The sequence below is a fragment of the Janthinobacterium sp. FT14W genome (assembly GCF_009208755.1).
Taxonomy (GTDB): domain Bacteria; phylum Pseudomonadota; class Gammaproteobacteria; order Burkholderiales; family Burkholderiaceae_D; genus Janthinobacterium; species Janthinobacterium violaceinigrum.
In genome coordinates, this window is the sequence record NZ_WFLL01000029.1 from 1 (window position 1) to 26,272 (window position 26,272).

At 65.2% G+C, this 26,272-nt stretch carries 33 protein-coding genes; 21 read left to right on the forward strand and 12 right to left on the reverse strand.

Annotation, left to right across the window (positions count from 1 at the left end; all coding sequences use genetic code 11):
• A partial coding sequence (locus GCN74_RS18715; protein ID WP_152258071.1) for a PhzF family phenazine biosynthesis protein occupies nt 1–407 on the reverse strand: 407 nt, incomplete at its 3' end.
• 32 nt (nt 408–439) lie between these two features.
• Nucleotides 440–1,831, reverse strand: coding sequence for an MATE family efflux transporter (locus GCN74_RS18720; RefSeq protein ID WP_152258072.1), 1,392 nt, complete (start codon nt 1,829–1,831; stop codon nt 440–442).
• Nucleotides 1,832–2,020: 189 nt separating this feature from the next.
• Here GCN74_RS18720 and GCN74_RS18725 point away from each other — a divergent pair, with 189 nt between their 5' ends.
• The 6 genes from GCN74_RS18725 (at nt 2,021) to GCN74_RS18750 (ending at nt 7,034) form a co-directional block, all read left to right on the forward strand.
• Nucleotides 2,021–2,704 (forward strand): beta/gamma crystallin-related protein, encoded by a 684-nt coding sequence (locus GCN74_RS18725; RefSeq protein WP_152258073.1) that lies wholly within the window; start codon nt 2,021–2,023, stop codon nt 2,702–2,704.
• Nucleotides 2,705–2,883: 179 nt separating this feature from the next.
• A complete protein-coding gene (locus tag GCN74_RS18730) occupies nt 2,884–3,759 on the forward strand; it encodes a beta/gamma crystallin-related protein (protein WP_152258074.1) in 876 nt (291 codons plus the stop codon).
• Between the two features lie 102 nt (nt 3,760–3,861).
• Entirely contained in the window at nt 3,862–4,827 is a 966-nt protein-coding gene (locus tag GCN74_RS18735) for a beta/gamma crystallin-related protein (RefSeq protein ID WP_193317152.1), read from the forward strand.
• 160 nt (nt 4,828–4,987) lie between these two features.
• Nucleotides 4,988–5,668 (forward strand): beta/gamma crystallin-related protein, encoded by a 681-nt coding sequence (locus GCN74_RS18740; RefSeq protein WP_152258076.1) that lies wholly within the window; start codon nt 4,988–4,990, stop codon nt 5,666–5,668.
• Nucleotides 5,669–5,798: 130 nt separating this feature from the next.
• Nucleotides 5,799–6,719: a DnaJ C-terminal domain-containing protein gene (locus tag GCN74_RS18745; protein WP_152258077.1), complete on the forward strand. Its 921-nt coding sequence runs from the start codon at nt 5,799–5,801 to the stop codon at nt 6,717–6,719.
• A 3-nt stretch (nt 6,720–6,722) separates the two neighbouring features.
• The gene (locus tag GCN74_RS18750; RefSeq protein WP_099665182.1) at nt 6,723–7,034 is read left to right on the forward strand and encodes a MerR family transcriptional regulator; all 312 of its coding nucleotides are present in this window, start codon (nt 6,723–6,725) and stop codon (nt 7,032–7,034) included.
• A 3-nt stretch (nt 7,035–7,037) separates the two neighbouring features.
• Here the strand turns inward: GCN74_RS18750 and GCN74_RS18755 are convergent, their stop codons facing one another.
• Nucleotides 7,038–7,265, reverse strand: coding sequence for a hypothetical protein (locus GCN74_RS18755; protein WP_152258078.1), 228 nt, complete (start codon nt 7,263–7,265; stop codon nt 7,038–7,040).
• Nucleotides 7,266–7,409: 144 nt separating this feature from the next.
• Complete coding sequence (locus GCN74_RS18760) at nt 7,410–8,324, reverse strand: LysR family transcriptional regulator (RefSeq protein WP_152258079.1); 915 nt, start codon at nt 8,322–8,324, stop codon at nt 7,410–7,412.
• 134 nt (nt 8,325–8,458) lie between these two features.
• On the opposite strand from GCN74_RS18760, the gene GCN74_RS18765 reads away from it, so the two are divergent.
• Together GCN74_RS18765 and GCN74_RS18770 are read left to right on the forward strand one after the other, a co-directional pair.
• The gene (locus GCN74_RS18765; protein WP_152258080.1) at nt 8,459–9,064 is read left to right on the forward strand and encodes an FMN-dependent NADH-azoreductase; all 606 of its coding nucleotides are present in this window, start codon (nt 8,459–8,461) and stop codon (nt 9,062–9,064) included.
• 114 nt (nt 9,065–9,178) lie between these two features.
• Nucleotides 9,179–9,724 (forward strand): nuclear transport factor 2 family protein, encoded by a 546-nt coding sequence (locus GCN74_RS18770; RefSeq protein ID WP_152258081.1) that lies wholly within the window; start codon nt 9,179–9,181, stop codon nt 9,722–9,724.
• A 17-nt stretch (nt 9,725–9,741) separates the two neighbouring features.
• On the opposite strand, the gene GCN74_RS18775 is transcribed toward GCN74_RS18770, so the two are convergent.
• On the reverse strand, nt 9,742–10,041 hold the full coding sequence (locus GCN74_RS18775) for a hypothetical protein (RefSeq protein WP_152258082.1): 300 nt from the start codon (nt 10,039–10,041) through the stop codon (nt 9,742–9,744).
• 141 nt (nt 10,042–10,182) lie between these two features.
• On the opposite strand from GCN74_RS18775, the gene GCN74_RS18780 reads away from it, so the two are divergent.
• From GCN74_RS18780 to pncB, 3 genes are all read left to right on the forward strand, one after another.
• Nucleotides 10,183–10,437 (forward strand): hypothetical protein, encoded by a 255-nt coding sequence (locus GCN74_RS18780; RefSeq protein WP_152258083.1) that lies wholly within the window; start codon nt 10,183–10,185, stop codon nt 10,435–10,437.
• A gap of 123 nt (nt 10,438–10,560) precedes the next feature.
• Nucleotides 10,561–11,424, forward strand: coding sequence for a cysteine hydrolase (locus tag GCN74_RS18785; RefSeq protein ID WP_152258084.1), 864 nt, complete (start codon nt 10,561–10,563; stop codon nt 11,422–11,424).
• A gap of 77 nt (nt 11,425–11,501) precedes the next feature.
• Nucleotides 11,502–12,704, forward strand: coding sequence for a nicotinate phosphoribosyltransferase (gene pncB / locus GCN74_RS18790; protein ID WP_152258085.1), 1,203 nt, complete (start codon nt 11,502–11,504; stop codon nt 12,702–12,704).
• Nucleotides 12,705–12,844: 140 nt separating this feature from the next.
• Here the strand turns inward: pncB and GCN74_RS18795 are convergent, their stop codons facing one another.
• Complete coding sequence (locus GCN74_RS18795; protein WP_152258086.1) at nt 12,845–13,144, reverse strand: antibiotic biosynthesis monooxygenase family protein; 300 nt, start codon at nt 13,142–13,144, stop codon at nt 12,845–12,847.
• A gap of 68 nt (nt 13,145–13,212) precedes the next feature.
• Nucleotides 13,213–13,542, reverse strand: coding sequence for a hypothetical protein (locus tag GCN74_RS18800; protein ID WP_152258087.1), 330 nt, complete (start codon nt 13,540–13,542; stop codon nt 13,213–13,215).
• A 195-nt stretch (nt 13,543–13,737) separates the two neighbouring features.
• Here GCN74_RS18800 and GCN74_RS18805 point away from each other — a divergent pair, with 195 nt between their 5' ends.
• The 4 genes from GCN74_RS18805 (at nt 13,738) to GCN74_RS18820 (ending at nt 17,163) form a co-directional block, all read left to right on the forward strand.
• Nucleotides 13,738–14,319: a DJ-1/PfpI family protein gene (locus tag GCN74_RS18805; RefSeq protein ID WP_152258088.1), complete on the forward strand. Its 582-nt coding sequence runs from the start codon at nt 13,738–13,740 to the stop codon at nt 14,317–14,319.
• 64 nt (nt 14,320–14,383) lie between these two features.
• Complete coding sequence (locus GCN74_RS18810; protein WP_152258089.1) at nt 14,384–15,616, forward strand: GAF domain-containing sensor histidine kinase; 1,233 nt, start codon at nt 14,384–14,386, stop codon at nt 15,614–15,616.
• A gap of 37 nt (nt 15,617–15,653) precedes the next feature.
• Nucleotides 15,654–16,301: a response regulator gene (locus GCN74_RS18815; protein WP_152258090.1), complete on the forward strand. Its 648-nt coding sequence runs from the start codon at nt 15,654–15,656 to the stop codon at nt 16,299–16,301.
• 166 nt (nt 16,302–16,467) lie between these two features.
• Nucleotides 16,468–17,163, forward strand: a complete 696-nt coding sequence (locus GCN74_RS18820) for a Crp/Fnr family transcriptional regulator (RefSeq protein WP_034759676.1) — start codon at nt 16,468–16,470, stop codon at nt 17,161–17,163.
• On the opposite strand, the gene GCN74_RS18825 is transcribed toward GCN74_RS18820, so the two are convergent.
• Complete coding sequence (locus GCN74_RS18825; RefSeq protein WP_226939114.1) at nt 17,160–18,353, reverse strand: MFS transporter; 1,194 nt, start codon at nt 18,351–18,353, stop codon at nt 17,160–17,162. The two genes, GCN74_RS18820 and GCN74_RS18825, sit on opposite strands and share 4 nt — an antisense overlap.
• Nucleotides 18,354–18,440: 87 nt before the next feature.
• Here GCN74_RS18825 and GCN74_RS18830 point away from each other — a divergent pair, with 87 nt between their 5' ends.
• The 5 genes from GCN74_RS18830 to GCN74_RS29665 all read left to right on the forward strand — a co-directional run bounded on the left by GCN74_RS18830 (nt 18,441) and on the right by GCN74_RS29665 (nt 20,859).
• Nucleotides 18,441–18,893, forward strand: a complete 453-nt coding sequence (locus GCN74_RS18830) for a winged helix-turn-helix transcriptional regulator (RefSeq protein WP_152258092.1) — start codon at nt 18,441–18,443, stop codon at nt 18,891–18,893.
• On the forward strand, nt 18,890–20,101 hold the full coding sequence (locus GCN74_RS18835; RefSeq protein WP_152258093.1) for a D-amino acid dehydrogenase: 1,212 nt from the start codon (nt 18,890–18,892) through the stop codon (nt 20,099–20,101). The genes GCN74_RS18830 and GCN74_RS18835 overlap by 4 nt, the downstream gene beginning before the upstream one ends.
• Before the next feature lie 80 nt (nt 20,102–20,181).
• Nucleotides 20,182–20,439 (forward strand): hypothetical protein, encoded by a 258-nt coding sequence (locus GCN74_RS29655; protein ID WP_319633473.1) that lies wholly within the window; start codon nt 20,182–20,184, stop codon nt 20,437–20,439.
• Complete coding sequence (locus GCN74_RS29660; RefSeq protein WP_319633474.1) at nt 20,432–20,641, forward strand: hypothetical protein; 210 nt, start codon at nt 20,432–20,434, stop codon at nt 20,639–20,641. Before GCN74_RS29655 ends, GCN74_RS29660 begins: the two co-directional genes overlap by 8 nt.
• 20 nt (nt 20,642–20,661) lie before the next feature.
• Nucleotides 20,662–20,859, forward strand: coding sequence for a hypothetical protein (locus GCN74_RS29665; protein ID WP_319633475.1), 198 nt, complete (start codon nt 20,662–20,664; stop codon nt 20,857–20,859).
• A gap of 8 nt (nt 20,860–20,867) precedes the next feature.
• Here the strand turns inward: GCN74_RS29665 and GCN74_RS18845 are convergent, their stop codons facing one another.
• From GCN74_RS18845 to GCN74_RS18855, 3 genes are all read right to left on the reverse strand, one after another.
• Nucleotides 20,868–21,947: a hypothetical protein gene (locus GCN74_RS18845; RefSeq protein ID WP_152258094.1), complete on the reverse strand. Its 1,080-nt coding sequence runs from the start codon at nt 21,945–21,947 to the stop codon at nt 20,868–20,870.
• A 69-nt stretch (nt 21,948–22,016) separates the two neighbouring features.
• Entirely contained in the window at nt 22,017–23,048 is a 1,032-nt protein-coding gene (locus GCN74_RS18850) for a MerR family transcriptional regulator (protein ID WP_152258095.1), read from the reverse strand.
• A 78-nt stretch (nt 23,049–23,126) separates the two neighbouring features.
• Nucleotides 23,127–24,041, reverse strand: coding sequence for a LysR family transcriptional regulator (locus tag GCN74_RS18855; protein ID WP_152258096.1), 915 nt, complete (start codon nt 24,039–24,041; stop codon nt 23,127–23,129).
• Between the two features lie 97 nt (nt 24,042–24,138).
• Here GCN74_RS18855 and GCN74_RS18860 point away from each other — a divergent pair, with 97 nt between their 5' ends.
• Nucleotides 24,139–25,206, forward strand: a complete 1,068-nt coding sequence (locus tag GCN74_RS18860; protein WP_152258097.1) for an SDR family oxidoreductase — start codon at nt 24,139–24,141, stop codon at nt 25,204–25,206.
• Here the strand turns inward: GCN74_RS18860 and GCN74_RS18865 are convergent.
• On the reverse strand, nt 25,193–26,203 hold the full coding sequence (locus GCN74_RS18865; RefSeq protein ID WP_226939115.1) for an SMP-30/gluconolactonase/LRE family protein: 1,011 nt from the start codon (nt 26,201–26,203) through the stop codon (nt 25,193–25,195). The genes GCN74_RS18860 and GCN74_RS18865 overlap by 14 nt on opposite strands.
• Nucleotides 26,204–26,272: the final 69 nt, after the last annotated feature.

Below are 26,272 nucleotides of genomic sequence, written 5' to 3' on the forward strand. Positions count from 1 at the left end.
GGCAGCAGCGCGGGGGCGAGCGCGCGCGCGGTGCAGGGCGGCGCCTGGAACGCCAGCTCGCCGCCAGCGCTGCGCTCGATCTGCACCAGGCCGACGCCGCATTCCTGCACGATGCGCGCGCCCTTGGGCTGCATGCCCGCGTCGAGCAGGGCGTGCGCCGTGCCCAGGGTCGGGTGGCCGGCGAAAGGGAACTCCATCTCGGGCGAAAAGATCCGCACGCGGTAGTCGGCCGCCGGGTCGCGCGGCGCCAGCACGAAGGTGGTTTCCGACAGGCCCGTCCAGCGCGCGATGGCCTGCATCTGCGCGTCGCCCAGGCCATTCGCGTCGAGCACCACGGCCAGCGGGTTGCCCATGAATGGCACCTTGCTGAAGACATCGACTTGCCTGAATGGGCGTGCTTGCGGCATGGCGGCTCCTTGTTCTGGTGTCAGGCCTGGCATCAGGCTTCGCGCATGCGGCGCAGCGACAGGCGGTTCAGGTACCAGGTCAGCAGCACGGCGGCCACCGTCAGGCCCGTGACGAGGCCGATCCAGAAACCGGCAGCGGCCATGGGCTCGGCCGGCGACCAGGGGAAGCCGGCCGGCGCCAGTCCCAGCACATAGCCGATCGGCAGCGAGAAGCCCCAGAAGGCCAGCAGCTGGATCAGCATCGGCTGGCGCGTCACCTTGTAGCCGCGGATCGCGCACGACGTCGCCACCTGCGTGGCGTCGGACAGCTGGAACAGGGCGGCAAACAGCAGCAGCTGCGCGCACAGCGCCTGCACCTGCGGGTCGGACGTGTAGGCTTGCGCAATCTGGTGGCGGAAGACGGTGATGACGGTGGCCGAGACGATGGCCGCCGTCAGCGACATGGCCACGCCCACCCACGAAATGAAGCGGGCCTTGCGCAGGTTGGCTTCGCCCACCGCATGGCCCACGCGCGTGACCAGCGCGATGCCGAAAGTGAGGGGCACCATGAAGACGACGGACGAGAAATTGAGGGCGATCTGGTGCGCCGACACCTGGATCACGCCGAAGCGCGCCACCAGCAGGCTGATCACGCCAAAGGCGCTCACTTCGGCAAAGTAGGTCACGCCGATGGGCAGGCCCAGGCGCAGCATGGGGCCGATGGACGACAGCTGCGGCCATTCCCAGTGCGTGAACGGATACGTGGCGCGGTAGGCGGGGGCAATCTTGATCCACGCCAGCATGGCCAGCAGCATCATCCACACGCAGCAGGTGGTGGCCACGGCGCAGCCCACGCCGCCCATCTTCGGCATGCCCCAGTGGCCGTAGATCAGCAGGTAGTTGACGAGGATATTGAGGCCCAGCGCGGCCAGCGCGATGACCATCACGGGCTTGGTCTGGTTGATGCTGGTGCTGTAGCCGTACAGCGCGCGGTAGGCGGCGAACGGCGGCAGCGCGCAGCTGATGATGTGCACGAACAGCTTGGCCCTGGATGCCACGGCGGGCTCCAGCATCAGGTGGTCGAACACCAGCGCCGCCATGTTCGTCAGCAGGCAGGCCACCAGGCCGACGAACAGCGCCTTCCACAGCGACTGGCGCACGATGTGCGGCACCCGGTCGTGGCGCGCGGCGCCGATTTCATGCGCGACCAGCGTATTGATCGCCATCATGACACCGCTCACGGTGACCAGCACGATGGACCAGATGGCGGCGCCCAGCGACACGGCCGCCAGTTCCTCTGGAGACGTGTGGCCCGTCATCGCCACGTCGGCCGCGCCCATGCCGACGGTGGCCAGCTGGCCGATCAGGATGGGCCAGGCCAGCTTCCACAGCGAGGACACTTCAGTGCGGATGGCGGGCAGGGTGAACGAGGTAGTGTGTGGCATGGGCGGAAAGCTTGACTAAACACAAGATTCTACCGGCATTCGCCGTGCTTGTCCGCCGCTGGTCCCGGGTGCCTGGCCCCGGTAATCATTTGTTACAGCTAAGAATGCCAGTCGCGGATAGACTGCGCGCTCTATTTGGCAAGATGACCAAATAGTCACACCGTACCATCCTGACTATGGAGTAAGACCATGTTGAAGAAAGCCTTGAACTGCGCCCTGCTGCTGGGCGCCGCCATGACGGCCGAACTGGCCGCCGCCGGCGAACTGACCCTGTATTCGCGCGACGATTATATGGGCCGCTCGCAGACCGTGCGCGACGCCGTCGCCGACCTGGACGATGTCCGTTTCAACGACACGACGCAAAGCATCCGCGTGCGCTCGGGGCGCTGGGAGGCGTGCGAGGACGCCGATTTCCGCGGCGCCTGCTTCCTGCTCGAACCGGGCGACTACCCGTCGCTCGATGGCCGCGCCAACAAGATCACCTCGCTGCGCGAAGTGCGCGGCTGGGGCGGCGGCTACCCGGGACGTGACCGGGATTGGGGCCGCGACCGCGAACGCGAACGCGAGTGGGACGGGCACCGGGAGCGTGACCGCGAGCGCGGCCACCTGCCGGGCCGCGCGCTGGGCGGCGAACTGACCCTGTACACGCGCGACGATTTTGCCGGCCGCAGCCTGACCGTGCGCAATGGCGCGCCCGATCTGCGCGAACGCGACTTTAACGACACGGCGCAGAGCGTGCGCGTGCGCGCCGGGTACTGGGAAGTGTGCGAGGACGTGGACTTCCGCGGCCGTTGCCGCACCCTGGGGCCCGGCGAATACGCGAACCTGGAGCGCCTGAGCAACCGCATCTCTTCGGTGCGCGAAGTGCGCTGACGCTGGGCAGCGCGTCAGCCAAACGGCAATAACCGGCCCCCGCAGGGCTGGTTATTGCTTTTGGTAACAATTTGTTGTCCTTTTCCCATACTTTGTTACACCGTTTTTTCTACGGATGGCTACACTGGCATCAGTTGTCATGTCGATCACTTACTTTTGCCGCCACCGGAGACCGCCCCATGAATCGCCCGTTCGCTTTTGCCCTGCTGTGCGCCAGTTCGCTGTTTGTCCACCTCGCGGCGCAGGCCGGCGAGATCCGCCTGTACACCGACGATAATTTCAAGGGCAGGGTAGTGGTCTTGCGCGATACCACCGATGATCTGTCGCGCGTCAATTTCAACGACACCGCGTCGAGCATCCAGGTCGAGTCGGGCAGCTGGGAAGTGTGCACGAATTCCGATTTCAAGGGCGATTGCAAGACGCTGGAACGCGGCGACTACCGCTCGATGCCGGGCATGAACGACAAGATTTCATCCGTGCGCGAAATCGGCAGCGGCGGCAGCGGCAGCGGCAGCAGCGGCGGCCGGCGCGCGGCGCTGGAACTGTATGCGGACGGCGGCCAGCGCGGCGCGTCGGCCGGCATCAACGCGGACCGCGATGACCTGGTCGACATCAGCTTCAACGACCGCGCCAGCAGCGCGCGCATCGAATATGGCTACTGGCAGCTGTGCAGCGACTCCAACTACCGCGGCAGCTGCCGCGTGTTCGGGCCTGGCACCCACGACGACCTGGGCAGCCTGAGCGGGCGCGTGTCGTCCGCGCGCATGGTCGATCCGCGCGAAGAGAACCGTCCGCAAAACAACGAGGGACTGGTGGTGCTGTACGGCCGCGCGTTCCTGGATGGACCCGGGCTGCAGGTGAACCGCGACGTCAACGACCTGGTGCGCCTGAACTTCAACGACCAGGCCGCCTCCATGGCCATCAACGAAGGCACCTGGGAAGTGTGCACGGACTCGCAGTTCAACGGCACCTGCGAGCGCATGGGACCGGGCAGGTATGAAACCCTGGGCACGACGCTGGAAAAGCGCATTTCCTCGCTGCGCCGCCTGTACTGAGCGCGCGATCGGGCCTTCGCCGAGGCCTTGTATTTGTTACAATAACACCCTGGCGCAATCGCCAGGCGTATCATCACCAAAGAATGAAGAATGGAGTTAATCATGACGGGCCCTTTCAAACACGCGCTGGCATGCGCCGCGACCCTGCTGCTGTCACTGGCGGCCCACGCCGGTGCCCATGCGGGCGAAATCACCCTGTTCGAGGATGATAATTTCCGCGGCCGCGCCGTGACCCTGCGCGAGACGACGGACGACCTGTCGCGCATGGGCTTCAACGACAAGACATCGAGCATCATGGTGCGTTCGGGCACTTGGGACGTGTGCACGGATGCCGGCTTTCGCGGCAATTGCCGCACCCTGGGACCAGGCGAATACCGTTCGATGCCGGGCATGAACGACGCCATCAGCTCGGTGCGCGAATCGGGGCGCGGCGACGGCTACAATCCGGGACGCCCGGGGCGCGACCCGGATCGGGGTAACGGCGGCTATGGCCGCGGCGGCGTCCTGGAAGTGTATTCGGGCGCGGGCCAGAATGGCGGCTCGGCGCGCCTGAACCGCGACACGAACGATTTCGTCAGCATCGGTTTCAACGACCGCACCACCAGCATCGTCATCTACAACGGCTACTGGCAGCTGTGCAGCGACGCGAACTACGACGGCGTGTGCCGCATCTTCGGCCCCGGCCGCCACGACGACCTGGGACGCGGCCTCGATGGGCGCGTCTCGTCGGCGCGCATGGTGGACGAGCGCGAAGCGCGCCGCCAGCAGCAATACGAGCGGCCGCAGTACGAGCAGCCGCAATATCCGCAGTACCAGCAGCGCGGCGCCGTCCTGCTGTTCCCCGAAGCGGGCATGCGCGGCGAACCGCTGGCGCTGGACCGCAATGCGGAAGACCTGGTGCGCTATAACTTCAATGACCGCGCCTCGTCCATCGTCGTCAACGAGGGCCAGTGGGAAGTGTGCAGCGATTCGAACTTCCGCGGCCGCTGCGAAGTGATCGGGCCGGGCGAATACGGGCGCCTGAACGGCATGGAAAACCAGATTTCCTCGCTGCGCCGCGTGCGCTGATGCCGCCTTGACGCGGTACTGACAGGCCGCCTGCCGGGTTGATCCCGCCAGGCGGTTTTTACATTCCCTGCCGTGTGCTGACATTTGCTTTCCCTTTGTTACACTCGCCCCCTGCCGCCTGGACTACACTGGCGAAAATGTAATCAGTATTGGAGTTGTCATGGTTCGATCTTTCCGGCCCGCGCTGCTGTGCGCCGCCACCTTCCTCGCCCCCCTTGCCGCATCCGCGGGCGAAATCACCCTGTTCGAGGATGCCGGCTTCCGCGGCCGCCCGGTCACCCTGCGTTCCGATACGGGCGACCTGTCGCGCATGGGCTTTAACGACAAGACCTCCAGCATCATCGTGCGCTCGGGCACCTGGGAAGTGTGCAAGGACGCCAATTACCGTGGCAACTGCCGCGTGCTGCAGCCTGGCCGCTACGACACCATGCCGGGCATGAACGACGCCGTGTCTTCCGTGCGCGAAGTGGGCCGTCCGGGCCATGGCGGCGGCGATCACCGTCCGTATCCGCCCCGTCCTCCGCGTCCGGAGCCCGATCGTCCCTATCCCGGCTATCCAGGCCATGGCGGCGGCCACCGTCCCGACATGAACGGCGCCGTGCTGATGTTCCCCGATGCGGGCATGCGCGGCCGGCCCGTGCGCCTGGACCGCGAAGTGCGCGACTTGAGCCGCTATGGCTTCAACGACCGCGCCGAATCGATCGTCGTCAATTACGGCCGCTGGGAATTCTGCGTCGACGCGAACTTCCGTGGCCGCTGCATGGTGATGGGGCCAGGCAGCTACGGCCGCCTGCACGGCGGCTTCGACCGCCGCATTTCCTCGCTGCGCCGCGTGCGCTAGGCGTTTCCGCTTCCCTGCCGCCGCCCGCGCGACCCGAGTCCCGCGGGCGCTGTTGTATTGTGCGCACGCGCCATCGGCGCCAATTCGTGTACTCTTCCCACAGGCGGTTCAACCATGGGGAGCAAGCACGGTGGAATACAAGGACTACTACAAGGAACTTGGCGTCGAGAAGACGGCGACCGAGGCCGAGATCAAGAAGGCGTACCGCAAGCTGGTACGCAAATACCATCCCGACGTGAGCAAGGAGCCGGACGCCGACAAGCGCACCAAGGCCCTCAACGAAGCCTACGGCGTGCTGGGCGACGCGGAAAAGCGCGCCGCCTACGATGAACTGGGCCGCAACCAGGGGGCGCAGGGCCAGCCCTTCCGGCCGCCGCCGGACTGGGGTTCGGGCTACGAATCGTCGGGCGCCGACGACAGCGATTTCTTTGCCGACCTGTTTGCCCACGTGGGCGGACGCCGTCGCGCCAACAGCAGTTTCCAGATGCAGGGCGAGGACAGCCACGCCGCCATCACCATCGACCTGCAGGACAGCTACCAGGGCGCCAGGCGCCACATCGTCATGCGCGTGCCGGAGGCGGATGCCCAGGGCCACGTGGTGACGCGCGAGCGCACGCTGGAAGTGACGATACCGAAGGGCGTGACGGAAGGCCAGCAGCTGCGCATGAAGGGCCAGGGCCATCCGGGCAGCGGCGGCGCGCCGGCCGGCGACCTGTACCTGGAAATCCGCTTCCAGCCCGATGCGCGCTACAAGGTGGAAGGGCGCGACGTGTTCGAGACGGTGCCCGTCACGCCATGGGAGGCGGCGCTGGGCGGCGAGATCGACGTGCCCACGCCATCGGGCACGGTGGCCGTCACCGTGCCGCCCAATTCGCAGACGGGGCGCAAGCTGCGCCTGAAGGGGCGCGGCATTCCCGCCGCCCAGCCGGGCGACCTGTACCTGCTGCTGGAAGTGGTGCTGCCGCCGGCGAACGACGACAAGGCGCGCGAACTGTATGCAACCATGGCGCGCGAGATGGCTTTCAATCCGCGCCAGAAGCTGGGAGGGTAAATCATGACAAACAAGGTAATTGGCGAATTGCTCGAAGACCGTGCCCTGAGCCTGGAAGAACTGGCGCGCGCCTGCGCCGTGGAGCCGGACTGGGTGGTGCAGCATGTGCAGACAGGCGTGCTGCTGCAGAATGGCCCGCCGGCGGGACAACTGACGGCCTGGCGCTTCACCAGCCTGGACCTGGTGCGCGCGCGCCGCCTGCACGAAATCGAATCCGTGTTCGACGCGAACGCCGAACTGGCCGCGCTGGTGGTCGATCTGTCGGAAGAAGTGGCGCGCCTGCGCCGCCGCCTGCACGTGCTGGGCGTCGACTAGGCCTTATGCCGGCTCGCCGTGGCGCGCCACGGTGAGCCGGGAAATATAGAACTGCCCGTCGACGACCACCCGGTGCGGAATGCCGGCCACGTCGAAGCCGGGGCCGCCGTCCTCCATCCATTCCTGCGCCAGCGAATCGAACTGCTGCGGCGTCATGCGCAGCATCTGCGCCGTGATGACGAAGCGCGCGCCAGGTTTTTGTTTGTTGACGAAGTCGTCGATGCCGGCCATGGGAAATCTCTTCAAGGTTGTGTCTGAAATTGGGGTCAGACCCCCGGAAACGTTGGCCCTAAGCTTTACGTTGGCGGTGTTGAGGGTCTGACCCCAGCATTTGTTTGGGGTTTGTTGAGGCATGATACCCGCCCGTGCGCGATTCTAGAGGATCTGCACCAGCAGCGGCAGCTGCTCCGCAAAACGCTCCGTCAGCCATTTGCCCGCCTGGCCCGGCGGCGTGTCGGCGCGCTGGATCAGGTAAATCGGGTAATTCTCGCCCTTGTCGACGGCCAGCGGCAGGTGCACCAGGCGTCCGGCCTGCAGGTCGTCGCGCACCATCGCTTCGGGCATATTGCCCCAGCCCAGGCCCGCGCGCAGCAGCGCGTGCTTGGAACCGAGGTCGCCCAGGCGCCAGTTGCGCAATCCCAGCACGCCGAAATCCTGGCCCTGCGTCAGGTCGCTGCGGTCGCTGAGCACCAGCTGCACGTGTTCGCGCGCCACGTTCGATGCGATCGGTCCTTCCAGCTGCGCCAGCGCGTGGCTGGGGGCGGCCACGGGAATCAGGCGCACATGGCCCACGGCCAGGCGCTCGAAGACGCTGGCCGTGGCCGTCATCCAGCCACCGAGGCCGATGTGGCAGCTGCCATCCATTACCAGCTGCGCCACGGCGCCCATCGCTTCGATGCGCAGGCGCAGGGCGACGGTGGGAAACTGCGCCTGGAACGCCTCGAGCACGCGCACCAGCACGCAGGTGGGGAACATCACGTCGACCACCACCGATACTTCCGCCTCCAGCCCGCCGGCCAGCGCCTTGGCGCGCGCGCGCATGCCGTCGACTTTCAGGGCCACGGCGCGCGCATCGGCCAGCAGGGCCTTGCCCGCATCCGTCAAGGTGGGCTTGCGCTTGCCGCGGTCGAGCAGCACCACGTTCAGCTGTTCCTCCAGGTTGGCGATGGTGTAGCTGATCACCGATTGCGTGCGGTGCAGCTGGCGCGCCGCGTGGGCGAAACCGCCCGCGTCGATGACGGCGACAAACACGCGCAACTGGTCGAGCGAAGGCTGGCCCGGTTCTCTCATGGCGACTCCATATCTAAAAATTCGATGCTAATCATTTATATTTACACGGTTTCATCGATGGTAGACCCGAACTATGCTGTGTGCAAGGGCTGCGATGCGGCCCATCCCCATCCCCGTTTTCACAGGAGCACTTCATGAGCAAGGTCTTATACATTAATAGCAGCGTGCGCAACAGCGGTTCCCTGTCGCGTCAATTGTCCGGCGAATTCGTCGCCAAACTGGCGGCGCAAGGGGCCAGCGTCATCGAACGCGACCTGGCCGCGCAGCCCGTGCCGCACCTGACGGAAGAGATGATGGGCGCCTTCTTCACGCCGGCCGACCAGCGCAGCGCGCAGGCGGCTGCGGCCGTGCAAGTGTCCGATACCCTGGTCGATGAATTGCTGGCGGCCGACGTGCTGGTGCTGGCCGCGCCCATGTACAACTTTTCCGTGCCTTCGACCCTGAAGGCGTGGATCGACCACGTGGCCCGCGTGGGACGCACCTTCCAGTACACGGCGACGGGCCCCGTTGGCCTGGCCACGGGCAAGAAGGCGGTTATCTTCACGGCCAGCGGCGGCGTGTACAGCGAGGGCCCCGGTGCCGCGTATGACTACCTGAGCACCTATCTGCGCACGGCGCTGGGCTTCATCGGCATCACCGAGATCGAGTTCGTGCAGGCCGAAGGCGTGGCCATGGGCGACGATGCCGTTGCCAGCGCGATCGCCAAGGGCCGCGCCTCGATCGAGGCCTTGGCCGCCTGAGTTTGCTTCAAGCCTAGTTCGGATGGGGGATTGCCAATCTGCCATGGTTGACATAAGCTTGCCGGCGGCGCGCCCCGTGCCAGCCCGGCGAGCGGTTCGCCATGAAAGTCCCCCATGCACAAGCTGGCAAGCGCAGTACTGTTCGGATGTTCCCTGTTGGCGGCAGGCATTGCGCAAGCGCAAACTGCGCCCGTGGCGCCGCCCCACGTGGGGCGCCACGCCTCCACGCCTGAAGACATCCGCGCCATCGAAAAAGTCGTCGCCGACTTCCAGGCGGCGCTGATCGCCAAGGATGTCAAACTGCTGTCGTCGCTGATGCTGCATACGAACATCCTGTTCGCCTCGCCCGCCGACGACGGTTTCATCAAGAAAATGCGCGACACGACGGATGTCCATTTCGACGGCGTCGCGCCGGCAGGCTACATTGCTTTCGCCAACTTCATCAAGCGCGAACCCCTGCGCACGGAAGAAAAATTCTACAACGTCAAGATCACCCAGGACCGCCATGTGGCATGGGTCAACTTCGACTACGAATTTCTCGTCGACAACAAACTGTCCAACTATGGCGTGGAAGCCTGGCAGATGGTCAAGCGCGACGGCGAATGGAAGATCCTCAGCGTCGTCTGGTCCATGCATCCCGCGTCCGAGGCGGGAAAATAGGGGCCAGCCACGCCGCGTCAGTCGCGCGGCAGCTCGCGGATTTCCACCGTGCCACCAGCGTTCAGTACGGGGTTGCCCACCAATAATTTTTTTGCATCGTCTATACTTTCAGCTTGCACATGTATATAGCCTGACAAGTGTGGCGTGACGGGCCTGGCCTGGCCCGACCGGTGCACGCAGATACCGGGCCCGATGGAACTGCCACCGCAGAAGCGGCCACTGGCCTTGAGCATGGCGAAGTAGTCTGCCCAGGCGGACGTGGCGATGTCCATCGGTACCTGCGTGTCGTCATGCATGAAGATGATGTAGTCATTCATCCTTTTTCTCCTGTGCCGCGTGATAAAAACAGAGAGCCGCATCGAGTATTCCGAGCAGGCGCGAGCGCATGGTTTCACCTTTTTACCGTGTCAGTCCGTAGAGACAAGCTGTCCGGCCATGTCATTTTTGGAGCGAACATCGTGCCGATAAAGTATGTTGATTTTTATGAGGTGAATTACACGGCGGAACCCTTGCGGGGCTGCAAGCTGTGGGGCGCCTACGTCGCCATCTATGCCCCGTCGCGCAACCCCATGCACCGGGTGAACCTGGTGAAGAAGCGCAGGGTCTCGGCCGATCACCAGTTTACATCGGAAGCGGACGCCGTGGCGGAAGCGGGCGAAGTGGCCGTCAAGCTGGTCGAGCGGCGCCGGCGCCGCTACGTCTTTCATCCCTGAAGCGCCGCGTGGCTTGTTCCGGCGCGAGTTATTGCGAATGAGCACGGTCCGGGCGTAGCCGGTGCGGGCGCACCGGCGCTGTTGCCCGTATCATGCAGGATATCACCACGCCTGAGGACCGCCATGAAACGCCAGTTGCACCTGCTCGTCATCGACCCGCAAAACGATTTTTGCGACTTGCCTGCCGCCTGGCTGCCGCCAGATGCCGCGCCGGCGCTGGCCGTGCCCGGCGCCCACGCCGACATGCTGCGCGTGGCAGAGCTGATCCGGGAAGGGGGCGGCGGCTTGACGCAGATCAGCGTGACGCTCGACGCCCATCACCGTTACGACATCGCCCACCCCGCCTTCTGGCGCACGGGCGATGGCGGCCCCGTCGCACCGTTTACGCAGATCGCTGCGCAGCAGGTGCGCGACGGCCTGTTCCTGCCCGCCGCCAGCGGCGCCTTGCCGCGCGCGCTGGCCTACCTGGATGCCTTGCAGCAAGCAGGGCGCTACCAGCTGATGGTGTGGCCCGTGCACTGCGAGATCGGCAGCTGGGGGCAGAATATCCATGCGGCCGTGCGCGCCGCCTACAACGGCTGGGAAGTGGCGCGGCTGCAAGTGGTCGCCAAGCTGAGCAAGGGTTCGAATCCCTGGACCGAGCATTATTCGGCCGTCATGGCGGAAGTGCCCGACCCGCAGGACGCGGCCACCCAGCTGAACCTGGACTTCCTTGCCACCCTGTTGCCGGCACAGCAGATTTATATCGCCGGCGAGGCGGGCAGCCATTGCGTGAAAGCCAGCACGGAACACATCGCCGACTACCTGCAGGCGCAGCAGGGACCGCAGGCGCTGGCGCGGCTGGTGCTGCTGACGGATTGCATGAGTCCCGTCACGGGCTTCGACGCGCAGCAACGCGACTTTCTTGCTGCCATGAAAGCGCGCGGCGCGCGGCTGGCCACGTCCGCCGACGTCTTGCCCGAACTGCGGGCGAACGCGATTGCCTGAGCCATAGTCGATCATGTCCTGCTGAAATGCTTGCGGTGGCGTACTATTCTGGCTTCAGGAAGTTGGAGAAAACACACATGACCCCGATAGTGCGCAGTTTGCTGGAAACCGATCTGTATAAATTTACAATGTGGCAAGCATTGCTGCACGGTCATCCGAACACCCATACCGAATACGAATTTGTCTGCCGCAACGCGACCGCCTTTCCCCTGGCCGAACTGAAGGGCGAACTGGAAGAGCAGCTCGACCATTTATGTTCGATGTCGTTTGCCGACGACGAGCTGGCCTATTTGCGCACCCTGCGCTTCATGAAGAGCGATTTCGTCGACTTTCTGACGGTGTTCCGCTTCCAGCGCAAGTTCATCGAAGTCAGCACGGACGGCGGCACCTTGCTCGTGCACGCGGCCGGGCCGCAGGTGCATGTGATGGGCTTTGAGATTTTCGTGTTGTACATCATCAATGAATTGTATTTCCGCCGTTTCGACCGCGATGCGGCCATGCGCGAAGGGCGCCACCGCCTGGGCTTGAAAGTGGCGGCCGTCAAGGAATTCGGCAAGCTGCCGCGGCGCAAGCATCCATTTGAATTTTCCGATTTCGGCGTGCGCCGGCGTTTTTCCGGCGCCTGGCACGACGAGGTGGTGCAGCGCCTGGCGCGCGAAGTGCCCGAGTATTTCAAGGGCACGTCGAATGTGTACCTGGCGAAAAAGCTGGGCATCGTGCCGATCGGCACCATGGCGCATGAATACATGCAGTCGTTCCAGTCGTTTGGCGTGCGCCTGCGCGACTTCCAGAAGGCGGCGCTGGAGGACTGGGTGCAGGAATACCGGGGCGACCTGGGCATCGCCCTGACGGACGTGGTGGGCATGGATGCGTTCCTGGCCGATTTCGACCTGTATTTCGCCAAGCTGTTCGACGGCTTGCGCCACGATTCGGGCGACCCCGTCGAGTGGGGCGAAAAGGCGCTGGCCCATTACGCGGCCCTGCGCATCGACGCCAATACCAAGCGCCTCGTGTTTTCGGACGGGCTGGACCTGGACAAGGCGTTCGCCCTGTACCAGCACTTTGCCGACCGCATCATGACGGGCTTCGGCATCGGCACCAATTTCACCAACGACGTCGGTTTGACGCCGCTCAACATTGTCATGAAACTGGTGCGCTGCAATGGCCAGTCCGTGGCGAAATTGTCGGATTCGCCGGGCAAGACCCTGTGCAAGGATGAAACCTTCCTCGCATATCTGCGGCAGGTGTTTCACCATCCCGCCGTCCAGGCACCGGTCTAAGCAGGTCCGATCAGCGCGGCAAGGCCGCGCGTAATCGGACTAGCTGAGCGGACACAGCACATCACCTGGTGGCCGGCAAGGCGGACGGGAATGCAGTGGCATGTCCCGCCATGTGTGCCGGGTTCACCGCAGCAGCCGTCTTAAAACCCCGTCACCACCGTGTTCATGTGCTCGACCTGGGGCGGGGCGGCGAAGAATTCGCCCACCAGGGCGCGCCAGGCCTGGAAGTCGTCGCTGCCGCGGAAATGCACGGTGTGGTCTTCCAGGGTGCTCCAGCCCACGACGAGGCGGTAGGCGTCGCCGTTTTCGATCGAGCGTTCCAGGCGCATCGATTCGCAGCCCCGCGCGCGCTGGAACAGGGGCACGGCCTGCGTCACGGCCGCCTCGAAGGCAGCATGCGTGGCCGATTTGATCTGGATATGGGCAATTTCAAAAATCATGGCAAGTTCCACTGTGGAATGAAGGAAGCCTGATCTTGCCATAATTCGGCCGCGCGGGGGAGAGCGCCTCAGCCGGCGAGCGCCGCGGCGCCGGCGCGCCGGCTGCCCGCGTGGCTGGCCGTGCGCTGTTCGATATCGCAGCCGTGACACGCTTGCACGATGGCGTGCGCCCGTTCCCGTTCCTGTGCATTGCCGATGGCGACGACGAGGCGGAACATGCCGCGCCACGCGGCCTTGCCCTGTACGGGGACGGCTTCATCGTCGACCGTATCGAGCTGCACGGCGTGCGCGGAAAAACCGTCGTCCAGCAGGGCGCTGCGGGCCTGCTGCGCATAGGCAAAATGGTCGAAGATACGGATCAGGGCAGGCGCAGCGAGGGGGCTGGTGGAAGGGCTCATGGCCAGGCTTTCAGGTAGGGGCATCCGAGTTGGACCTGCGAGCCTGTAAAAAATTCTGCCTCAGCCTGTAAAATCCTCGATCAAGGCGCAAAAGTTTGATAAATATCCAGTATGGCTGCCAAGTCGCGCTAAGATACGCCTTGCGGTGCGTCTTGCTGGCAGGGACGCGGGATCAATCTTTCATAGGAGAACTAAATGGCAGCGAAGAAAATTCTGTTTTTGACCGGCGATTTTGCAGAAGATTATGAAACGATGGTGCCGTTCCAGGCCCTGCTGATGCTGGGCCATACCGTGCATGCCGTGTGCCCCGGCAAGAAAAGCGGCGAGACGATCAAGACGGCCATCCACGATTTCGAGGGCGACCAGACCTACACGGAAAAACCGGGCCATTTGTTCGCCCTGAACGCCAGCTTCGACGAGATCGACCCGGCCCACTATGACGCCGTGATGATCGCCGGCGGCCGCGCGCCCGAATACCTGCGCCTGAACGAGAAAGTCATCGCCGCCGTGCGCCATTTTGCCGACGCGGGCAAGCCTGTCGCGGCCGTCTGCCACGGCGCGCAATTGCTGGCCGCCGCCGACGTCATCCGCGGCAAGCGCATTTCCGCCTATCCCGCCTGCGCGCCGGAAGTGAAACTGGCGGGCGGCACGTATGCCGACATTGCCGTCACGGACGCCGTCACGGATGGCCAGTTCGTCACGGCGCCCGCCTGGCCCGCGCATCCGGCCTGGCTGGCGCAGTTCGTCAAGCTGCTGGGCACCGAGATTCATTTGTAACCTTTACCAGCCCGGCAGGCCGCAGCGCTTGCCGGGCGCACCACTTTTCAGATTCGAGTTCTTCATGCATGCGCCGCGCAGTCAACCTTCCCGCAAACAACTTCCAGCATCGCGCTGGCGCCAGCGCCGGCTGGCGCAAGCCGCATCGGGCCTGAGCGCCGCGCAGGAACGCCAGCTGGCCACCCTGCATGACATTTCCACCCTGCTGGCGGGACAGCACGCCATCGATGCGCTGTGCCGCGGCTTCCTGCGCCACGTGATGCAGTTCGCGCAGGCGGAAGGGGGCACCGTGCGCATCCTCGATCCGCAGCAGGACACCGTGCACATCATCGTGCACGAAGGCATTTCCGACGCCATGGTGGAAGAGGAGCACTGCATCCGCAACAACGATTGCCTGTGCGGCGCGGCCGTGGCGCAAGGCGTGATCCAGATCCGCGATTTCCGCCAGGCCGATGCCTTGCAGCGCTACCGTTGCCAGGACGAAGGGTTCATCGCCATCGCCGTCTTTCCCATCCTCGCGCGCGAACAGGTGGTGGGCAGCTTTTCGCTGCACTTTGCGCGGCCGCAAGCGGCCCACGCGCAGCAGCAGGGCTGGCTGGAAACCCTGGGCCAGAGCCTGGGCATCGCCATCGAAAACCAGCGCCTGATCGCGCGCGAGAAGGAATTTGCCGTGGCGCGCGAACGCAGCCTGCTGGCCGAAGGCTTGCACGACAGCATCGCGCAAAGCCTCAATTTCATCAGCCTGCAAGTGCAGATGCTCGACGATTCCGTGCGCCGGGGCCAGCTCGACGAAGCGGCCGAAGTGCTGCCGCTGATGCGCATGGGCGTCGAGCAAAGCTACCAGGACGTGCGCGAATTGCTGGTCAATTTCCGCACGCGCTGGCATGGCAGCGACCTGGAAAGCAAGCTGTCGGAAGTGCTGGCCAAGTTCGAGCTGCAGACGGGCGTCGTCGGCACCCTGGACATGAGCGGCAACGGCGCGCCGCTGGCGCCCGAGCAGCAGTTGCAGATCCTGTTCATCGTGCAGGAAGCGCTGTCGAATATCCGCAAGCACGCGCAAGCCGGCAACGTGGCGCTGCGCGTGGAAAACGGGCGCGATTTCGCGCTGCAGGTGCGCGACGATGGCGAAGGCTTTGCCGCCAACCTGCGCGACAAGAAAACGGAATTGCAGATCGGCTTGCGTATCATGCAAGAAAGAGCCGAGCGGCTCGGTGCGCAATTTGCCATCGACAGCACGCCCGGCGGCGGCACGACGATCTCGCTGGCCTTGCCGGCAGCGCGGCGCCAGGCCGCGTAACAGTGAATTATTCCTATCAGGCAGAAGAAACAAATACGTGAACGCTCCAATCAAAATCCTGCTGGTCGACGACCACACCTTGCTGCGCAGCGGCGTCAAGCTGCTGCTGCAGCGCAATCCTCTGTTCCAGGTGGTGGGCGAGGCATCGAACGGCCTCGACGGCGTGCGCCTGACGGCCGAACTGCGGCCCGACGTGGTGCTGATGGACTTGAACATGCCCGGCGTGTCCGGCGTCGAGGCGCTGCAGCTGATCTTGCAGGACATGCCGCAGATGGTGGTGCTGATGCTGACCGTGTCGGAAAACGCGGCCGACCTGGGCGCGGCCCTGCGCGCGGGCGCGCGCGGCTACTTGCTGAAGAATATCGAAGCCGAGCAGCTGGGCCAGGCCATTTGCCGCGCCGCCGCCGGCGAGTCCGTGATCGCCGACGCCATGACGGCCAAGCTGGTGTCGCAGTTCCGCGCGGGGCAGAACGCACCGCAGGCCGACTACGACAAACTGACGCCGCGCGAGCGCGAAGCGATGGCCTGCCTGGCACGGGGCCAGAGCAACAAGGAAATCGCGCGCCAGCTGGACGTGGCGGAAAGCACGGTGAAAATCCACGTGCAAAACATCCTCAAAAAGCTTAAGCTCAGCAGCCGCGTGCAGATCGCCGTGTATGCCGTCGAGCGTGAGTTAGGCAAATAAAGATCAAGCAAAGCGCAAAAACCGTGCTAAAAAGCCACAAGGAATGCGCGATTGTTTGATCTGCATGGCGTTCCGGCCTAGACAACCCTAGTTCCTTTGACGTATGGCCTTGACCGTGCCTGCGCATTACACTCTTAGTCATTCGCTAATCTAATAAGAGAGTGTCATGCATAAGGTCAACGTCGATGGCTTGCTATCGAGCCAGGCTCTGTTCCGCCATATTTCCCCTTCGCAATTAGAGCAATTGCGCCAGGATGTCGTGCGTGTTGAAGTGGAAAAAGGCAAAGTGCTGTTCCGCAAGGGCGAAGTGGCGGAAGGCGCCTACGTGGTGGTTTTCGGCCTCGTCAAGCTGAGCGTGTTTTCCATGGAAGGCACGGACAAGGTACTGGAACTGATCCGTCCGGGCCAGAGCTTCGGCGAAGCCATGATTTTCCTCGATGAACCGTATCCGTTCTGCGCCGAGGCGCTCGAGCACTGCCTGCTGCTGCGCATCCCGCCGCACGCACTGCTGCGCCTGCTGGACCAGTCGCCCCGTATCGCGCGCCAGATGATGAACAGCCTGTCGCACCACCTGATGGGCTTTATCCGCAACGTGGAGCGTTGCTCCGTGCAGAACGCCACCCAGCGCGTGGTCGAGTATCTGCTGCAGGCCTCGGACCAGCAGCGCTCGAACGAAGTCAAGCTGGACCTGAAGAAAAGCCTGCTGGCCTCGTTCCTGAACCTGGCGCCCGCCACCCTGTCGCGCGTGCTGCACCAGCTGACGGACTTGCACCTGATTAAAGTCAGCGGTTCGCTGATCCAGATCCAGCCCGACGCGCTCAAAACCTACCGTCATGGTTCCGCCACGGCCATGCTGAACTAAGCTTTTTCAGCAGGCAAGGTCAGCCGCCAGAACAGCAGGGCGAGCAAGCTGACCGCCGCGCCCAGCGCGCATACCCCATGCCAGCCCGCCAGCGCATACACGCTGGTGGCGGCAATCGCTCCCGCACCGCTACCCACCGCATAAAACAGCATATAGCACGCCACCAGGCGGCTGTGCGCATCGCTGTCCTGTTTGAAAATCAGGCTCTGGTTGGTCACGTGAATGGCCTGGCCCGCCAGGTCCAGCGCGATGATGCCGACGATCAAGGGCCACAGGGCCGCGCCCGCAAAGCCGAGCGGCAGCCACGCAGCCAGCAACAGCAGCAGGGCCGCGCCCGTCGTCCATTGCGCGCGTCCAGCGTCGGCCAGCGCCCCGGCGCGCGCCGCACCCAGCGCCCCCACCACGCCCACGAGGCCGAACGCGCCGATGGCCGCATGGCTGTAGCCTTGCGCCGTCAGGGGCAGCACCAGGGCGCTCCAGAAAATATTGAACACGGCAAACATCAGCAGGGCCAGCATGCCGCGCACGCGCAGCACCTTGTTGTGCCTCAGCATGGCCAGCATCGAGGCGAGCAGGGCGCCATACGCCAGCTGCCGGCTGGCCGGCTGCGCGGGCGGCAGCTTGCGCCACAGCAGCAACAGCAGGGCGCACGCCATGGCCGCCGAGACAAAATACACGGCGCGCCAGTCGGCCGCATCGGCCACCACGCCGGACAGGGTGCGCGCCAGCAGCAAGCCGATCACCACGCCACCCTGCGCCATGCCGACGACTCTTCCCCGCTCGTGGCTGGCCGCCGCGCTGGCCGCGTAGGCGATCAAGCCCTGCGTCATGGCCGTGCCCAGCAAGCCGACCAGGAGCATGCCGCCCAGCAAGGCGGCCGTGGAGCGGGCGCATCCCAGCGCGGCCAGGGTGAGGGCCAGCAAGCCCAGCTGGATCAAGGTCAGGCGGCGCCGGTTCAGCATGTCGCCCAGGGGCACCAGCAGCAGCAGGGCCAGCGCGCAGCCCATCTGCGTGGCCGTGACGACCATGCCGCTGGCCGCCTCCGGCATGCCGAATTCGTGCGCCAGGGTGGCCAGCAAGGGCTGGGCGTAATACACATTGGCCACGCTGAGGCCGGCCGCCGTGGCGAACAGCCAGACGAGGGAGGGGGCAAGTGTCGCTTGGCTGGGGAGGGGAGTCGTGTCGCGCATGGTCATTTATGTGGTTTCAAATTAAAACTAGTTGGAGTCTACGCGGAGAAGTTTTAAAATGCAACCAGTCAATCCTGGAGCATGCCCGTGGCCAAACGCAAGAGCCTGAAAACCGACCCCTGTCCCGTGGCGCGCGCGCTCGACGCGATCGGCGAGCGCTGGTCGCTGCTGATCGTGCGCGACGCCTTCGACGGCATGCGCAGGTTCGGCGAGTTCCAGAAAAGCCTGGGCGTGGCGAAGAACATCCTGGCGGACCGCCTGCATACCCTGGTGGAAGAGGGAATTTTTACGGTCGCGCCCGCCTCGGACGGCACGGCCTACCAGGAATACGTGCTGACGGCCAAGGGGCTGGCGCTGTTTCCCGTCGTGGTGGGCTTGCGCCAGTGGAGCGAGGCGCAGCTGTTCGCGCCAGGCGAGGCCCATTCCACCCTGCGGCAGCGCGGTTCCGGCTTGTCCGTGCGCCGCATGCAGGTGTTGGCGCCCGATGGCAGCGTGCTGCAGGCGGGCGATACCGTCGTGCACAAGGTGTCGCCGCAATGAAACGCGTCGCTGTGCTGGGCGGGGGCATTACGGGCGTGACGACGGCGTATGCGCTGGCGAAACGGGGCGTGGACGTGACCCTGATCGAGCGCCACCGCTATGCGGCCATGGAAACGTCGTATGCAAATGGCGGGCAATTGTCGGCCTCGCACGCGGAAGTGTGGAACCACAAGGCGACGATATGGAATGCGCTGAAATGGATGGCGCGGCGCGATGCGCCCCTGCTGCTGCATCCCTGGCCCAGCTGGCACAAGCTGAGCTGGTTTGCGGAATTTCTCGCCGCCATGCCCGACTACGAGCGCAACACCATCGCCACGGCGCGCATGGCGATTGCCGCGCGCGAACACCTGTTTGCGTGGGCGCAAGCAGAAAACATAGCCTTCGATCACCGCCGCGCCGGCATCCTGCACGTCTACCGCGAGCGTGCCGGCTTCGAGCGGGCGGCCCGCGTGTCGCGCCTGCTGGCGCAAGGGGGCTTGCAGCGGCGCGCCGTGACGCTGGCGGAAATGCGCGCCATCGAGCCGGCCTTGCAGGGCGACTTTTACGGCGGTTATTACACGGACAGCGATTCCACGGGCGACATCCACAAATTCACCAGCGGCCTGGCCGACGCCTGCATGCGCCTGGGCGTGGCGTGCCGCTATGGCGCGCAGGTGACGGCGCTGGCGCGCGAACACGGCAAGGTGCGCGTCGCCACGGGCGAGGACAGCACCCTGTTCGACGCCGTCGTCGTGTGCGCGGGCACGGCCAGCCGCGCCCTGGCCGCATCCTTGGGCGACCATGTGAATGTGTATCCCGTGAAAGGGTATTCGATCACCGTGCAGCTCGATGACCTAGCCAGCCGGGCGGCGGCACCGTCCGTCAGCCTGCTCGACGACGCAACCAAGCTGGTCAGCAGCCGCCTGGGCGAGGACAGGCTGAGGGTGGCGGGCACGGCGGAATTCAATGGCGTCGATTACGACATCCGCGCCGACCGCATCCGTCCGCTGGTGCGCTGGGTGGAGCGGTGTTTTCCTGGTGTCAATACGCGCCAGGTGATCCCGTGGGCGGGCTTGCGTCCCATGCTGCCGGCCATGCTGCCGAAAGTGGGGGCGGGCAAGGCGCCCGGCGTGTACTACAACACGGGCCATGGCCACCTGGGCTGGACCCTGGCGGCCGCGACGGCCGAGCTGGTGGCGCAGCAGCTTGCGGCCGCGGCGCAGGACTGAGCCATGCCCAGCATCGCCATGCTCATCTTTCCTGGCGTGCAGGCGCGCCACTTCGGCTGCGCCCTTGAGGAAAGTCAAACATGCACATCGCACTGGACGCCGAGCGGGTCGGTCCCGCCTATACTGAAGACGGCATGCTGCTGGCGCGCCGCGAGACGCGCGAAGCACTCGCCGCCATTGCCGCGCGCATCCGGCCCGGTATGCTGGAAGAAGATGACGTGGCGATGGCGAAACAAGTACTGCTGGACATGGGGCTGGCACCCCATGCGCGTGCGCTTTGGGCGCAACACGCTCAAACCGATGCAGCGCGCATCCGAGCCGGGCGTGGTCTTGCATGAGCACGATATTTTCTTCCTCGATATCGCGCCCCGCATACAGGCATGGGAAGGCGATGGCGGCGCCAGGTTTACGGTGGGCGCCAGCGGGCAACAGGCGGACCATGCGCGCTGCACGCGCGATGCGCAATACCTGTTCCACCGGGTGCGCGCCGTGTGGCAGCGCGAGCGGCTGACAGGGCAGGCCCGGTACACCTGCGCGTAGCAGGAGGCGCGCAAGCTGGGATGCATTTGAACTTTGACCTGGGCGGGCATCGCGTGCCCGATTTCCCGCAGGCCACGATTTACGCGGGCGCGCTGGCCGACGCGGATTTTTCGCCATCGCCCATGCGCTGGACCCTGGAAATCCATGTGCGCCATCCGACCTTGCCGTATGGCGCGTTTTTCGAGGACATGCTGCCCGGCGACCGCTACCATGCCTGAAGCAGCGCCTAGTTCTTCGGCAATAGATCGCTGAGCGCGGCGCGGCCCTTGACGGAGAGGAAGGGGCCGACCTTGTTGTAGGGCAGCAGGAAGTCGTTTTCGCAGCCGCTGCCGTTGGCATCTTCCCAGAACGACACGCCGTCCGGCTTCAGTGACAGGTGGAAACGGCCACGGCCGTCGTAATCCGTGCCCTTGCACTCGGCGTCGATGGTGACGCCCTTGAACAGGGCCTGGCGCAGGCGGTCAGGCAATTCGGCCTTGTCGTCGCCATCGCTGGCGCTGGCGCCAAACCAGTTCCACACGTCCGTTTCCTGCCCCGTTTTGACGTCCCAGGTGCGGAACTTGATGGAGATGCCGCTGGCGCCATAGCCTGCCGCCCAGCGGTAGAACTTGATCGTTACCCAGCGCGGCGACCAGTAGGTCGGCTCCGCATACACTTCGTCTTCCGTCGTGAAGCCGTTGCGGCCCAGGTATTCGCGGCGCGTGGCATAGAAGTCGGCCAGGTCTTTTTTATTTTTTGCCAGCACGGCGCGCAGCTGCGCGTTGATTTTTGTCACGCCATCGCCGGGCGCGATCAATTCCACCGTGATGGTGTCGCCCACTTGCAGATTGCGGTATTGCCTGCCTTCGAAGGCGATGGGCTTGCTCACCTTGGTGCTGGGAAAGTCTTCCAGCGCCAGGTTGTAGGCATCGCTGGCGCAGGATGGGTGCTCGCGGTCGCCCGCCGCTTCCAGCAGGGTCAGGGCCAGGGGCAGGGTCTTGCCGCTTTTCGGGTCTGTCCAGGTGCCGGTGACTTTGCCATCTTGCGGCGCATTCAAGGACCAGGTGCCCGTCGTGTCGCCCTTGGCGTCGAGTTCCTGCCACAGAATTTTACCGTCCGGCTTGGCCAGCATGATGGGCGTCCTGTAGCGCGTGTAGTAATAGCTGCCGCTGCGGTCCGCCCCCTGCGTGGGGCTGGGCTGGTTGAAGCAAGCCACGATAGTGGCCTTGCCCACGGTGCCCTGCCACACCCCTTGCACGGGCGGCTCGGCCGCCATGGCGGCATGCAGGGCGGGCAGGGTCAGGCAAGCAAGCAGAAAGCGGCGCATCGGTTTTTCCTCTCGTGGGCGAAGGCCGATTCTACATGGCCCCGCCCGCGAGATGCCACACGTCAACTTTTACGCTGGCCTTTCCTGCGCCACCACGGCCATCGCCGCGCCCAGGTACTGCAGCATGGCGGCGTCGACAAAGCTGCCCTCCATCAAGCGCGGTTCCTGCTGGTGCGCCTGGCGGAACTTCAGCTGCGTGGCCGGGTCCGTGCCCGCATACGAGCGGAACAGGTCCAGCCACTGCCGCGCCAGCTGCAGCACGGCCGGGTCGGTGGGCGGCGTGCGCGCATCGATGGCGGCGCGCACGGCCGCGATCAAGGCCGGCCACTCGCCCGAGCGCCTGCCGTAGTTGGCCACCAGGTGCGCGTATTCCTGTTCATTGAGGAAAGGCTGGTACAGCGCGATGCGCGAGGCATTGAAGGCGGCGATGATGAACTGCATCAAGTCCCCATCGATGCTGGTCGTGGCCTGCATGGCGGGCTCCTGCGCGTGCATGCTGTTCAGGCGCGCGAACAGGCCCGGGTGGGCGCCCGTGTCGCGCACCAGCTTGACCATCCATTCCGTGGCCAGGGCTTGCGCGCGTGCATCGCCGGCGCCGGCGCCGGCGTCCTTGACGGCGCGCACCCGCGCTACCAGTTCCTTCCATTCCTGTTCCACGGCCGCATCGGACAGCAGCGGGATCTGTTGCAGTTCTTCGGGGGTAAAGTATTTGTCGTACATGGTCATCAACTCCATTGTGGTGAGCCACTCGGCCAGTTCCGGCGCCTGTCCCTGCGCCAGTTGTGCCTGCAAGCTGCGCAGGCGTTCGCGCAGGGTGGAAGCCTGCGCGATCTGGCGTTCCAGCATGGCGATCTGCTGCGCCACGATGGCGCTCAAGGGCAGATCCGGGCCGGCGAGTGCGTTGGCGATATCGGCCAGCGACAGCCCGAACTTGCGCAGCGCCATGATCCGGTGCAGCCGGTCCATGTCGCTGTGCTGGTACAGGCGGTAGCCAGCTTGCGTGCGCGCCGAGGGCGAGAGCAGGCCGATGCTGTCGTAGTGGTGCAGGGTGCGGATGCTCAGGCCCGTGAGCCTGGCCAGTTCACCGATTTTCAACAGCATGGGATACTCCTTTCCGGGTGCGTGCAAGCAGAATCGCGCCTGACGTAGCGTCAGGGTCAAGCGGAATTTTCAACTGCATCAACTGATCGTCAGCCGCTGCCGCAGTTCCTGCAGCAAGGTGCCTGTTTTCGGCGTCAGCTGGCGCGCCAGCGGCCACGCCAGGTACAGGGGCAAGCCCTGCGTGGCCAGTGCCGGCAGCACCGCCACGATGGCGCCCGTGGCCAGGTGCTCGTGCACCAGCCAGGTGGCCAGCTGCGCCACGCCCAGGCCGGCCAGCACGGCGGCCGTGCGCGCTTCCGCGTCGCCCACCGTCATGCGGGGAGAGGCCAGGCGGTACTCGATCTGCCCGCCGCTGTCCCCGTCCCGGAACAGCCACGGCATGGGCGAACCGTCGCCGCGTCCGTAGGCGATGCAGTCGTGGCCATCGAGCTGCGCGATGGACGCGGGCGTGCCGCGCCGCGCCAGGTAGGCGGGCGCCGCGCACAGGATCAGCTGTTCGTCGCCCAGGTGCATCTGCCCCAGCGCGGCGGGCCAGTGCGAGGGCGCGCCGATGCGCACGGCGATATCGATGCGCTCCTCGAACAGGTCGACGAAGCGGTCGCTGAAGGCGATCGACGGCTGCAGGCGCGGATACTGCGCGCACAGCGCCAGCAGCGCCGGCATCACGCGCAGGCGGCCATACGAGGCGGGTACGCCGATGCGCACCTTGCCCGCCAGTGCCGTCGCGTGCTCGCCCAGCACGTCTTCCGCGTCCGCCAGTTCCTGCAGCACGCGCTTGCAGGTGGCGTAGTAGGCGCGGCCCGCGTCGCTCAGTTTCAGCCGGCGCGTGCTGCGCTCGAACAGCAGCACGCCCAGCCGTTCTTCCAGCCGCGCCACGCTCTTGCTGACGGCCGAGCTGCTCAGGTGCAGGCGCTCGGCCGCCTTGGTAAAGCTGCCCGCGTCGGCCGTGGCGAGGAAGGGTGTGAGGCCCTTTAAATGTTCCGATGAAAACATGATCCGCGAATATTATTCATGAATAGAGTGAAATAGTATCGCGGATAAGAATTGATGTCGCGGATATGATGGTTTTTTCTTTTGGAGCTTGTATCCCATGCAAAAACACGCCCTCATCATCGGCGCCAGCGGCGTCATCGGCAGCAAGCTGGCCAGCCATTTGCTGGCGCAAGGCTGGCAGGTCACTGGCGTCTCGCGGGGCCGCACGCCCGTGCCCGCCGGCTGCGCTTGCCTGCAGCTCGACGCGACCGATGGCGCGGCCGTCGCCGCCGGCCTGGCGGGCCTCGATGCCAGCCACGTCTTTTTTACAGCCTGGGCGCGGCAGGAAAACGAGCAGGACAACATTCGCGTCAATGGCGCGATGGTGGCCAATGTGCTGGCCGCGCTGGGACCCTCGGGCCAGCTGCGCCACGCGGCGCTGGTGACGGGCCTCAAGCATTATCTGGGACCGTTCGACGCGTATGGCCAGGGCGCCGTGCCCGTCACGCCGTTCCGCGAAGAGCAGGGCCGCCAGGCTGTCGAGAATTTTTACTATGCCCAGGAAGACCGGCTGTTTGAAGCGGCCGCGCAATATGGTTTTACGTGGAGCGTGCACCGCCCGCACACCATCATCGGCTATGCGCTGGGCAATGCCATGAATATGGGATTAACTTTGGCCGTGTATGCGCAGCTGTGCAAGGCCAGCGGCCAGCCCTTCGTGTTTCCCGGTTCGCCCGCGCAGTGGCACGGCCTGTCCGACATGACGGACGCGGGCCAGATCGCGCGCCACCTGGCGTGGGCGGCGGACAGCCCCGCCGCGCGCAACGGGGACTTCAATATCGTCAATGGCGACGTGTTCCGCTGGAAGTGGCTGTGGCCCCGCCTGGCCGCGTACTTTGGTATCGAGGCGGCGGACCTGCCCGGGACGATGGCGCCGCTGGCCGGCCGCATGCAGGACGCGCCCGCCCAATGGCGCGCCATCGCGCAGCAGCATGGTCTGGCGGAGCCTGACATCGGCCGCCTCGCTTCCTGGTGGCATACGGATGCCGACCTGGGGCGGCCGATGGAAGTGATGACGGACATGGGCAAGAGCCGCAAGGCCGGCTTCCTCGACTACCAGGATACGCCGGACGCCTTCTTCCATCTGTTCGAGCAGTTGAAGGCGCAACGCATCATTCCGCGCTGACGCGTTCGGCCGCGGCAGGCGGCGCTGCTGCTGCTGCTGCTGCTGCTGCTGCTGCCGCATTCGCCCTGTGCTGCCGCGCCCGCTGCCACTCCAGGCCCGGGCGGTCGACGCGGAACTGCAGCAGCCGTCCCTGCACCACTTCCGTCACGTAGGCCGTGCGGCCATCGGGGCCGCCGAAGGTGATGTTGCTGGGCTTGGCGCCGGGCACGCTGATCTCGCGCAGGATGCGTCCCTGCGGCGACAATTTGACGACGCTGCCCTTGCCGTAGCGCGTCACGTACAGGTTGCCGTCGACGTCCACGCGCATGCCGTCCATGCCGAAATCGTCGAACTTGATCAGCAGGCGCTTGCCGCTCAGGCTGCCATCGGCGGCGATGTCATACATCCAGATATTGCGCTGCACGCTTTCATTCACGTACAAAATCTTGCCGTCGGGGCTGACCTCGATGCCGTTGGCCGTGCCCATGGTGTCGAGCGCCAGGGTCACCGTGCCATCTTGCGCGATGCGCCACACGCGGCCCGTGTTTTCCTTCCAGTTCGGGTCGCTCGCATACAGCACGTCATCGGCCGTGATGGCGATATCGTTCGGCTGCGTCATGCGCGGCTCGCGCGCGTGGACGGTGAGCGCGCGCGTGGCCGGGTCCACCAGGTAAATCGCGTGCTCCATGTAGTCGGCCAGGTACATCTGGCCGCGGCTGCCGAAGCGGATGCCGTTGGCGATGCTGGTGCCGGGCAGGGTCAGGTACACCTCGCCCATGCCGCCAGGACTGACCTTGCCGATGGTTTGCTGGCGCGCAAAGTTGACGGCATAGATATTGCCATCCGCATCGACGGCCGGGCCTTCGATGCCCTTGGTGAACGAGTGCGCGGGCGTGAGGGTGGTGGCGAGGAACAGCGCTTCGTGCGCGGGCGGGCTGGCGCAGGCGGACAGGTTGGCCAGCGCGGCGGCCAGCACGACGGTGCGCAGCCAGGGCAGGGTGGTTCGGGAATCGGGCATCGTTGATCTCTGTGTGGCAAAGGTGGCGTATGTTACCCGACGCGCGCGGACGCAGGCGCCGCTCTATGT